Source organism: Streptomonospora sediminis (assembly GCF_054778995.1).
In genome coordinates, this window is record NZ_BAAGYZ010000072.1 from 140,524 (window position 1) to 150,573 (window position 10,050).

Here is a 10,050-nt window from a genome sequence, read left to right on the forward strand (position 1 = left end):
CGGTCGGCGCCGCGGGAACGCCGCGCCCATGCTCCGGGGGCTGTTCGCGCCCGGCTGGCCGGTGCGCTGGCTCCTGGTGGGCTACCCGCTGTGGTGGGCGCTGGGTCTGGGCCGGTTCGCGTTCGTGGTGTTCGCCGTGCCCATGGCCCTCGAACTCGTGCGCCGCCACCGCGCCGTGGGCATCCGGTTGCCGCCGGCCTTCGGCCTGTGGGCGCTGTTCCTGCTGTGGTGCACCGCGGGGCTGGCCGTGGTCGGTGCCACCGCGCCGGGCACGCTGCCCGGCAGCGGCGGACCGTTCGGGGCGCTGGTGCGGCTGGCCGGCTACCTGGCGCTGACCGTCCTGCTGCTCTACATCGGCAATCTGAGCCGCCGCGAGCTCGGCGACCTGGCGGTGGCGCGCGCGCTGGGCTGGCTCTGCCTGGCCACGGTCGCCGGCGGACTGCTGGCCATGGCGGCGCCCCGCTTCGAGTTCACCGCGCCGCTGGAACTGCTGCTACCCGCCGGGCTCGCCGGCGATCCCTACGTGCAGGAGCTCATCCACCCGGCGGCCGCCCAGATCATGGACGTGCTGGGCTACGAGTCGGCGCGCCCCAAGGCGCCCTGGGAGTACACCAACACGTGGGGCAACATGCTCTCGCTGCTGCTGGTGTGGCTCGTGGCGGGCTGGATGCATCCGGCCACCCGGTCCTCCGGCGGGGCCGCCGGACCCGGCTCCGCCGCCGCCCCCGCCGCTCGCCCGGTACACCATCGCCCGGCCGGCCGGTGGCGTTGCTGGGTGGCCGGTGCCGCCGCTGTGTTGGCGGCCGCGCCGGTCGTCCACTCGCTGAACCGGGCCGTGTGGGCCGGTTTGGTGCTGTCGGTGGTCTTCATCCTGTTCCAGCTGCTGCGGCGGCGCCAGGTGGCCGCGGTGGCGGCGGTGGGCGCCGTTGCGTGCGCCGCCCTGGTCGCCGCGCTGTTCTCCCCGCTGATGTCCGTGGTCGCCGAGCGCTTGGACAGTCCGCACAGCGACGGCGGCCGCGCCGCCACCAGCATCGCCGCCGTACAGGCGGCCAACGCTTCGCCGGTGCTGGGTTGGGGCACCACCCGCGACATGGTGGGCAGCTCGCAGTCGATCGCCGTGGGCCCCTCACCCGAGTGCCCCCGCTGCGGCAACCACACCATCGGCAACAACGGGCAGTTCTGGCTGCTGCTGGTGGCCAACGGTTGGGTCGGCACCGGGCTGTTCGTGTCGTTCTTCGCGGCGGCGGTGTGGCGCCACCGGCACGAGGTGTCGCTGGTGGGCACGGCGGCACTGCTGTCGGTCCTACTGCTGTTCTGGTACATGTTCTTCTACGTCGCGCTGATCGGTCCGCTGGCCGTGTCGGTGATCGCCGTGGCCTTGCTGTGGCGGCGCGCCGACGACCAGGGCGGCGGGGCGGCCGCCGCTCCGGGAGGCCGCGGTGAACGGTGAGACCACATATCTGACCGGCCTCGCCGAGGTGCTGTGGCCCTGCGGCGGGCTGCTGGGACGCGGTGAGCCGCGGGTGATCGGCCGCCGCCCGGGCCCCCTGGACGGCGGCACCCGCGAGTACCTGCCGGTGCCCTCGGCGCACAACCCGCGGGTGATCGTGCCGGTGGCCAACCGCTACGCCGCCGCCCGCGCCGTGCGGGCCTTCGCCCAGCGCCACTCGTTGGGCGAGCGGCTGCGCGCAACCGCGCTGACCACCGCCTTTGCCAGTGGTCTGGCGCCGCTGCTGCTGCGCGACCGGCTGCACGTGGGTCCGGGCCACACGATCGAGCACGAGCTCTCGGCCGCGCTGGACCGCCGCGTCATCATCGCCGTGCACGTCGGCCCGCCCCGGGCCAACCGCAAGCCCGTTCTGCTGCTGCTCACCCCCGGCGGCCGCGCAGTGGGCTACGCGAAGCTCGGCGTCAACGAGCTCACCTCGCGGCTGGTGCGTGCCGAGACCGATGCGCTGGCGGCGCTGGCCGAGTCCCGCCTGCCCGACATCACCGTGCCGCGGCTGCTGCACGAGGGCGAGTGGAACGGCCGCCCGCTGCTGGTGCAGGACGCGCTGCCGGTCGGCGACCAGACCGACCGCCCCACCAGGCGCCAGTTGCTGCGTTGCGTCGTGCAGATCAGCGACCTCGCGCCGGTCCGGGTGATGCAGTTGGCGCAGAGCCCGTACCGCGCGGCGCTGGCCGGGCGCATCACGGCGCTGGGCGATCGCCCCGAGACCGGGCCGCTGCGGGCCCACCTGAACGGGCTGCCCGACACCCGCCTGCCTTTCGGTGCCTGGCACGGCGACCTGACCAGGTGGAACGTTGCCAGCACGCCGCGGCGCGCGTTCGTGTGGGACTGGGAGCGGCTCGGTTTCGGAGTGCCGGTGGGTTTCGACGCGCTGCACTACGAACTCAACGAGTGCGTGCAGGCCGGTGTGCACCCGGGGGTGCACCGCTGGCTCGACACCGGCGCCCGCCTGCTGCGCGACCCGCTCATCGCCCCGACCGGGCCGGCCCCCGGCACCGAGGCGGTCGTCATGTCGCTGTATCTGATCGACCTCGCGACCCGCTACCTGCAGGACCGCCAGGCCGAGGCCGGCGGGAGCCTGGCGGCGGTCGACGACTGGCTGCTGCCGGCGCTGGCGGGGCTGCGGGACCGCGCGGCCCGCGCCGCCCGCGAAAGGGGGGACGACCGCTGAGCGCGCAGGTACCGCCGGGCCGGACCCGCCCGCCGGTTGTCCGGCACCCGCGGGCCCGTGCGGGCGGCGCACCTGCGCACCCGTGTGCGCGAGCGGGCCCGACCGCTGCCGTGCCGGCCGCGGCACCGCGAACCCCGTACCGAAGGCCAGGTAAGGACTCCGCCCATGACCAACGCCTCCGCCCGCCGGCTGCCGCTGCCCGAGCCGGTCAAGCGGTCCGCCCGCTCGGTCCATGCCGCGCTCGGCCAGGCCACGCGGGGAGCCCGGGTGCTGCCCACGTTCGTCGTGGCCGGCGCGCAGCGGTGCGGCACCACGTCGCTGTTCCGGGCGCTCGTCCAGCATCCGCAGATCGCCGGGCCGCCGCTGCGCAAGGGCGTGCACTTTTTCGACACCGGATACGACCAGGGCATCGACTGGTACCGGGGGCACTTCCCACTGCGCGCCCTGCTGCCCCCCGGCGGCGGCCACGGCCCGGTCGCAGTGGGCGAATCCAGCCCCTACTACCTGTTCCACCCGCTGGCGGCGGAGCGGCTGGCCCGCGACCTGCCCGGGGTGAAGGTGGTGGTGATGCTGCGCGACCCGGTGGAGCGTGCCTACTCCGCGCACAGCCACGAACTGGCGCGCGGTTTCGAAACCGAGCCTTTTGAACGCGCGCTGGAGTTGGAGCCCGAGCGGCTGCGCGGCGAGGAGGAGCGCCTGCTGCGGTTCCCCGGCGCCTACTCGCACGCCCACCAGCACCACGCCTACCTGGCGCGCGGCCGCTACGCCGATCAGTTGCGCCGACTGGAGTCGCACGTCGGGCGCGACCGGCTGCACGTCATCGAGAGCGAGGCGTTCTTCGACCGCCCCGAGCCGGTGTTCGCCGCCGTCGAGGACTTCTTGGGCATCGCCCATTCCGAGCACGTCCGATTCGCCCGGCACAACGCGCGGCCCCGCCAGGGCATGCCGGAGACTCTGCGCGCGCGGTTGGCCGACCGGTTCTCCGGCCCCGACCAGGACCTCGCCCGGTGGTGGGGCCGCACGCCGATGTGGCGCGTGTGAGCACCCGCGAGCACGGCCGGGCCGGCCTGCGCCGGGTCGCCCGGGGCGGCGCGCTGAACATGGGCGGGGCCGTGGCAGGCGCCCTGCTGAACCTGGGGATCGCCGTCGCGGTCACCCGAGGGTTCTCCCCCCAGACCGCCGGAGTGCTGTTCTCGGCCACCTCGGTGTTCCTGATCGCCGCGGCGGTGGCCAACCTGGGCACGTCCAGCGGGCTGGTGTACTTCCTGGCCCGGCTGCGCGCCGGCGGCGCCGGGTATGCGGCCGGGCGGGTACTGCGGATCGCGCTGGGCCCGGCGGCGGCGGTTTCGGTGCTGGGCTCCGCGGCGGTGTTCGTTTTCGCCGGCGACCTGGCGGTGCTCACTGGCGACCCGGCGGCTGCGGTGTACCTGCGGCTGCTGGCCGTGTTCCTGCCCTGCGCGGTGATCACGGATGCCGCGCTCGCGGCCACCCGCGCCTACCACGAGATGCGCGCCGGGGTGCTGCTGGACAAGCTCGGGCGGCCCCTGGCCCAGTTGGTGCTGATCGCCGCCGTCGCACTGACCGGCGGGGGCGGGCTGCTGGCGGTGGCCTGGGCCGGGCCCTACCTGCCGGCCGCGGTCCTGGCGTGGTGGTGGATGCGGCGCATCGTCGGTGGCCCGCGCCGGCGCGTACCGGCGGAGGCCCCGCCCGGGGCCGCCGCGGTCGAAGGCGGGGCCGGGGCCGGCGACTGCGCCGCAGGTGCGGGATTCGGACCGCGCGCCTTTTGGGCGTTCTCGCTGCCCCGGTCCGCGGCCGGCATCGCCCGGGTAGGCATCCAGCGGATGGGCATCGTGCTGGTGGCGGCGCTGGCGGGCGCCGCTGAGGCCGCCGTGTTCACCGCCGCCACCCGGTTCATGGTCGCCGGGCAGTTCGCGGCGCAGGCGCTGCAGTTCGCGGCCGAGCCGAGGTTGGCGGAGCTGCTGGCGGCCGGCGACCGCGGCGGCGCAAACGCGCTCTACCGCTCGGGCACCGCCTGGCTCATCTGCCTGACGTGGCCGCTGTTCCTGCCGGCGATCGTCTACGCCCCGCTGCTGATGGAGCTGTTCGGCGCCCGATACGCCGCCGGCGCCCCCGTGCTCGTCGCCGTCTCGCTGGCGCAGCTGCTCGCCGCGGCGCTGGGGATGGGCGACCTGGTGCTGGCCATGACCGGACGCACCGGGTTGAACCTGGCCAACAACGTGGCGGCGCTGGCGGTCGACATCGTGCTGTGCCTGCTGCTGGTACCGGTGGCCGGCGCCAGTGGTGCAGCCGCCGCTTGGGCCGGTGCCATCGCGGTGCGCAAGGTGCTGCCGCTGGTGCAACTGGCGCGTTCCCACGGGCTGCACCCGTTCGACCGGCGCTGGCTACTGGCCGCGGCGAGCTGCCTGGTGTGGTTCGGCGGACTCCCCGCGCTGTGCGCAGCCGCGCTGGGTACGGGGCCGGTGTTGTGCGCGGTCGCGCTGAGCGCGGGCACTGCGGGGTTCGCGGCGACGCTGTGGCTGCTGCGCGGACCGCTGGAGCTGAGCGGTCTGCTGGGCCGCGGCGGCGCCGCTGAGGAGCCGGTCGCCGCGCACACATGACCGCACGACATAACATAAGGCAACGATAAAAATACCCTGTGTTATGTCATGATGGCGGCATGCACAACGCTCCGGTCCTTTTCGTCGCGTCCAGCGGCGGCCACCTGGCCCAGTTGTGGTCGCTGCGGCCCTGGTGGATCCGGCACCGCCGAATCTGGGTCACCTTTCCCACCGCCGACGCGCGGCACCTGCTCGACGGCGAGGACCTGCGACCGGCGCACCACCCCACCACCCGCCACCTCGGCAATCTGCTGCGCAACACCGCCCTGGCCGTGCGCACGCTCACCCGCACCCGCCCGGCGGCGGTGGTATCGACCGGCGCAGGCGTGGCCGTGCCGTTTTTCGCGCTGGCCTGGCTGCTGCGCATCCCCACCGTCTACATCGAGGTCTACGACCGCATCGACACCCCGACCCTGACCACCCGGCTGTGCCGCCCCTTCACCAAACTGCACCTCGCCCAGTGGGACGAACAGCGGGCGTTTCTGCCCCGCGCCATCACCGTGGGGCCACTGCTGTGAGCGGTGACCGCCCCGGCCCGGATTGCGGCCACGGCGCCGCCCGATTCCACGACCCCGCCGACGGCCGTCCGCTGGTGCTGCTCACCGTCGGCACCGACCACCACCGCTTCGCCCGGCTCATCGACTGGGCCGACGGCTACGCCCTCGACCACCCCGGGGTGCGCGTCCTGGTCCAGCACGGCGCATCGCCGCCGCCGTCCGCGGCCGAAGGCATCGCCTACTTCGACCGCGGCGGCCTCGGCGCCGCCATGCAGGCGGCTGCGGCCGTTGTCGCCCACGGCGGGCCGGCCACCATCGCCGAGGCGCGCAAGGCCGGTCGCCTGCCCATCGCCGTTGCCCGCGACCCCGAACTCCTGGAGCACGTCGACGACCACCAGCTGCGCTTCGTCGCCCGGCTGGACGAGGCCGGACTGCTGCGCGCCTGCTCCAGCTTCCAGCAGTTCTGCGCAACCGTCGACAAGGCGCTGGCCCAGCCCGGCGACTTCCTGCTGCCCGCATCGTCCGCAGACGGCACGGCCGCGGCCGCCCACCGGGCGGGCGGCCTCATCGACCTGCTGATCGGCGGTGCTCCGGCCACCGCCCCGCCGGCGCCGCGCACCTGCGACCGCGCGACCTGGCCGGACATCACCGCGGTGGTGCCCACCCGCGACCGGCCCGAGCTGCTCGGCCGGACCCTGGAACACATCCGCGCCCAGGACTACCCCGGCACCGTTCGCACCCTGGTCGTCTACGACCGCACCGCTCCCGACCGCGGCTTGGAGCGCACCGGCGGGCGGCGCCCGGTGCGGGTGCTCGCCAACAGGCTCGCCCCGGGCCTGGCCGGTGCCCGCAACACCGGCATCCTGGCCGCCGAAACCGAACTGGTCGCCTTCTGCGACGACGACGACGTCTGGCTGCCCGGCAAACTGCGCGCCCAGGCCGGGATCATGCGCGCCGAACCCGGCACGGAGCTGGTGTGCTGCGGCATCCGGGTCGGCTACGAAGGCACCGAGTCCGACCGGGTGCTGCCGCGCTCGACCGTGGGCTTCGCCGATCTGCTGCGTTCACGGCTGACCGAACTGCACCCTTCGACGTTCCTGCTGCGGCGCAGCGCGCTGGTCGATGGGTGCGGAACCGTCAACGAGGAGATCCCCGGCGGCTATGGCGAAGACTACGAACTGCTGCTGCGGCTTGCCCGGCGCGCTCCCATCCGCAACGTGGGCGAGCCGCTGGTGCGGGTGCTGTGGCACCGCAGCTCCTACTTCGGCGGCCGGTGGCAGACCATCGCCACCGCACTGCGTTGGCTGCTGGGCACCTACCCGGAGTTCCGCGTGGTGCCGGCCGGTTTCGCCCGCGTGGCCGGCCAGATCGCCTTTGCCGAAGCCGCGGCCGGCCGGCGCGCCGCCGCCCTGGAGTGGTCGACCGCTGCCCTGCGCGCCCGCTGGCGCGAACCGCGCGCCTACCTCGCCGCCGCCGTGGCCGCGGGCCTGCCCCCGGAAGCCGTGCTGCGGGCTCTGCACAAGCGCGGCAGAGGAATCTAGCCGGGCGAGGGATCCCCGTGCCTATCCGCCGTCCGGCGCCCCGCCTGTCCCGGCGCCGACCCGCCACAAGGGTTCGCCTTCGACGCGGCTGAGACGCCACCCGTCCCGGGTGCGCACGGCCTCCATGCGATAGCGCTCGCCGACGACGAGTTCCGGGACGCCGCCCTCGCGGCAGAAGACGGCGATCTGCTGGGCGCTAAGGACGGCGCGGTCGCCGTCGACCTCGATCTGGGGATTGGTGGTGAGGTGGTGGGTCAGGGCATGGCCGCCGTGGCTGCTCTGTGCCAGGGCCGCCACCGACTCGGCACCGGTCACAGCGCCGGATCCGACGACCGCGGCGGCGTCCTCGGTGAAGATCGCACGGGTGTCGTGGAAGCGTTTCTCATCCAGCCAGCGGCCGTGCCGGGAGAGCAGATCGGTGAGCTCGGCACGGTCGGCCAAGGCGCTTACGCGCCGCTGAAGTCCGCGGGTGTCGGTGGCGGGTGTCTCGGTGGCCATAGCCGCTCCTCGGAGAATCGACTGTTGGTGGGACCAACGATTTTCTCCAAGTCTAGGTCATCGTTGGAGCCACCAACAAGCGGTAAGGTCGGAGCATGCCCATGGAAGATGCTCCACCCGTACGGTTGCAGCGCTTGCCCACCCGCCTGCTCACTCAGACGGCGGCGCACGTGCAGCGGCTCGTGGCGCAGGGCCTGGGGGATTTCCGCACGCACCACTACGCGCTTCTGGCCGCCGCACAGGAGCGCGGGCCGTCGAGCCAGGCCGCCTTGGGCCGTTCCTGCGGTATGGACCGCAGCGACGTGGTGGCCGCCACCAACGACCTCGCGGCCCGCGGGCTCCTGCGCCGCGATCCCGCGCCCGGCGATCGCCGCAGCAACATCATCACGCTCACCGCCGACGGCGAAAACGCACTGCGGGACCTGGACCAACGGGTGCTCCGACTCCAGGAAACGGTGTTCGCCCCACTCACCGGCGACGAGCGCGACCAGCTCACCCGATTGCTGACCCGGATGCTCCAGCACCACACCGCGACCTGACCGGTGTTCGCACGGCGCCGGGCTCCACCCGCCGGCCGTTAGTCGAGTGCCCACCGCCCGTGCCCGGTGAGCTCGCGGGCCTGCCGGTGCGCGTCGCCGGCCGATTTCATCGCTTCGTCGACGGCCTTGCGCGCCTGGTCGGGGACGTTGACGTAGCCGTTGTCGGCGGCGTCCAGGTAGCCGTGGGTGGCGCTCTGGTCGCGCAGTACGCGGAAATCGCAGGTGGGAGCGGTGATGCCGTCCCACAGCTGCACGGCGCGGATCCGGTGGTAATCGCGCAGCGTGCCGGGGATGTCGGCGTACCACTCGCGGGTGGCCTGCGGGTCGCCGGGAATCGGTACGGTGCCCATCTCGCCGATCATTACCGGTTTTCCGGGATCGATGCCGTGCTCGGGAGCCTGGTGCTGGAACCACTCGTAGGCCGGGCGCAGCGCGTCCTCGAAGGTGTCGACATGGTCCCAGCTCGGCTGCAGCTCGCACCCGGTCATGTTGTAGGCCTCCCAACTGATCCAGTCGACGTAGTCGTTGCCCGGCCACAGGCCCGGCAGCCGGTCGAGGTTGGCCTCCCACCCGGTCACGTTCCACACGAAGATCGCGTTGTCGGCGCCATTGCGGCGGTAGATGTCGACGATGTGCCGCCAGGCGGCCACGAACTCCTGCGGTGTGCCGCGGGTTCGGTAGCGCTTGTTGGCGTCGGCCTCGTGGTCGAAGGTCACGAAGAAGGGCGCGTCAAGCCGGGCGACGCCCTGCGCCTGACTGCGCAGCGAATCGTCGAACCTGCCGCCGGCGATGTCGCTGTAACTCTGCGCCGGTTTCCCCTCGGCGTTGAACTTCTTCGCCTCGATATTGGCGTGGATGAACCGCCCTTCTGCGGCCAACCGCCGTTCGCGGGATGTGGGGATCCGGTCCTGGTCGACGCCGTGCCAGGTGCGGACGATGTCCAGCGGGCGCTTGGCGGCGCGCTCCAGCGGCTCCACATCGCCGCTGTAGGGGCTGGCGCCCCACCAGACGCCGCAGGCGGGTTCCAGGATGGTGCTGACCGTGCACTTGGGCGCGGGTGTGGACGCCGGCTCGGGAGTGGGCGCGGGGGTGGGCGTGGGTGCGGGCGCGCTCGGCGGGGCCGGGTGGTCCGGCGACGGCTCCGGCCCGGAGGGTTCGCCGGTGCCGGGGGCGGCGGACGGCGCGGCGGAGGGTTGCTGCACCGCGGGCTCCGCCGACGGCGCCGCGGCTGCCGCCGGGGACCCCGCCGATGGCGGCAGCGGGGACTGGGCGGACGGCGGCGGCGCGGATGCCGCGGGCGGGACTGCGGACACCGCCGGAGACGAAGGAGCCACCGGAGACGGGGGCACCTCACCGGGCGAGGACGTTTCCGCAGGCGCACCGCCCGGCGCCTGCCCGGGCGCACCCGTCGAGGCCGGCGTTGCCGGTGCCGCCTGCGCGGGCGGCGGACTCTGGTTTCCGGACGCGTCCGGCTGGTCGGCCGCACCGGACGGTTCGGACGGGCCCGCCGGTGCGCCAGCAGACGGGTCCGCAGGATCCGGGGACGGAGAAGCCGGACCGGCTGCAGGATATGATCCCGCCACCGCGCCCGGGGCGGCGGAGGCCCCCGCGGAAGGGCGCTGCGCCGGAGCGGACCCGGCGCCGCCCGGGGCGGCGGAGGCCCCCGCGGAAGGGCG

General features: G+C 74.0%; 9 protein-coding genes. 7 read left to right on the plus strand and 2 right to left on the minus strand.

What is annotated here, in order from left to right; translation table 11 throughout:
* Positions 1-28: 28 nt before the first annotated feature.
* The 6 genes from ACYVD5_RS15005 to ACYVD5_RS15030 all read left to right on the plus strand — a co-directional run bounded on the left by ACYVD5_RS15005 (position 29) and on the right by ACYVD5_RS15030 (position 7,337).
* Positions 29-1,450: an O-antigen ligase family protein gene (locus ACYVD5_RS15005; RefSeq protein WP_461001649.1), complete on the plus strand. Its 1,422-nt coding sequence runs from the start codon at positions 29-31 to the stop codon at positions 1,448-1,450.
* The gene (locus tag ACYVD5_RS15010; protein WP_461001650.1) at positions 1,440-2,681 is read left to right on the plus strand and encodes an aminoglycoside phosphotransferase; all 1,242 of its coding nucleotides are present in this window, start codon (positions 1,440-1,442) and stop codon (positions 2,679-2,681) included. The genes ACYVD5_RS15005 and ACYVD5_RS15010 overlap by 11 nt, the downstream gene beginning before the upstream one ends.
* 165 nt (positions 2,682-2,846) lie before the next feature.
* Positions 2,847-3,722 carry a sulfotransferase family protein gene (locus tag ACYVD5_RS15015; protein WP_461001651.1) on the plus strand — a complete coding sequence of 292 codons (876 nt, stop codon included), beginning with the start codon at positions 2,847-2,849 and terminating at the stop codon, positions 3,720-3,722.
* Complete coding sequence (locus tag ACYVD5_RS15020) at positions 3,719-5,299, plus strand: lipopolysaccharide biosynthesis protein (protein WP_461001652.1); 1,581 nt, start codon at positions 3,719-3,721, stop codon at positions 5,297-5,299. The genes ACYVD5_RS15015 and ACYVD5_RS15020 overlap by 4 nt, the downstream gene beginning before the upstream one ends.
* 59 nt (positions 5,300-5,358) lie before the next feature.
* The gene (locus tag ACYVD5_RS15025; protein ID WP_461001653.1) at positions 5,359-5,817 is read left to right on the plus strand and encodes a UDP-N-acetylglucosamine--LPS N-acetylglucosamine transferase; all 459 of its coding nucleotides are present in this window, start codon (positions 5,359-5,361) and stop codon (positions 5,815-5,817) included.
* Entirely contained in the window at positions 5,814-7,337 is a 1,524-nt protein-coding gene (locus tag ACYVD5_RS15030) for a glycosyltransferase (RefSeq protein ID WP_461001654.1), read from the plus strand. The genes ACYVD5_RS15025 and ACYVD5_RS15030 overlap by 4 nt, the downstream gene beginning before the upstream one ends.
* A 21-nt stretch (positions 7,338-7,358) precedes the next feature.
* Here the strand turns inward: ACYVD5_RS15030 and ACYVD5_RS15035 are convergent, their stop codons facing one another.
* On the minus strand, positions 7,359-7,835 hold the full coding sequence (locus tag ACYVD5_RS15035; RefSeq protein ID WP_461001655.1) for a nuclear transport factor 2 family protein: 477 nt from the start codon (positions 7,833-7,835) through the stop codon (positions 7,359-7,361).
* Positions 7,836-7,930: 95 nt separating this feature from the next.
* On the opposite strand from ACYVD5_RS15035, the gene ACYVD5_RS15040 reads away from it, so the two are divergent.
* A complete protein-coding gene (locus tag ACYVD5_RS15040; protein ID WP_461001656.1) occupies positions 7,931-8,374 on the plus strand; it encodes a MarR family winged helix-turn-helix transcriptional regulator in 444 nt (147 codons plus the stop codon).
* A 38-nt stretch (positions 8,375-8,412) separates the two neighbouring features.
* On the opposite strand, the gene ACYVD5_RS15045 is transcribed toward ACYVD5_RS15040, so the two are convergent.
* A complete protein-coding gene (locus ACYVD5_RS15045; RefSeq protein WP_461001657.1) occupies positions 8,413-9,576 on the minus strand; it encodes a glycoside hydrolase family 26 protein in 1,164 nt (387 codons plus the stop codon).
* Positions 9,577-10,050: the final 474 nt, after the last annotated feature.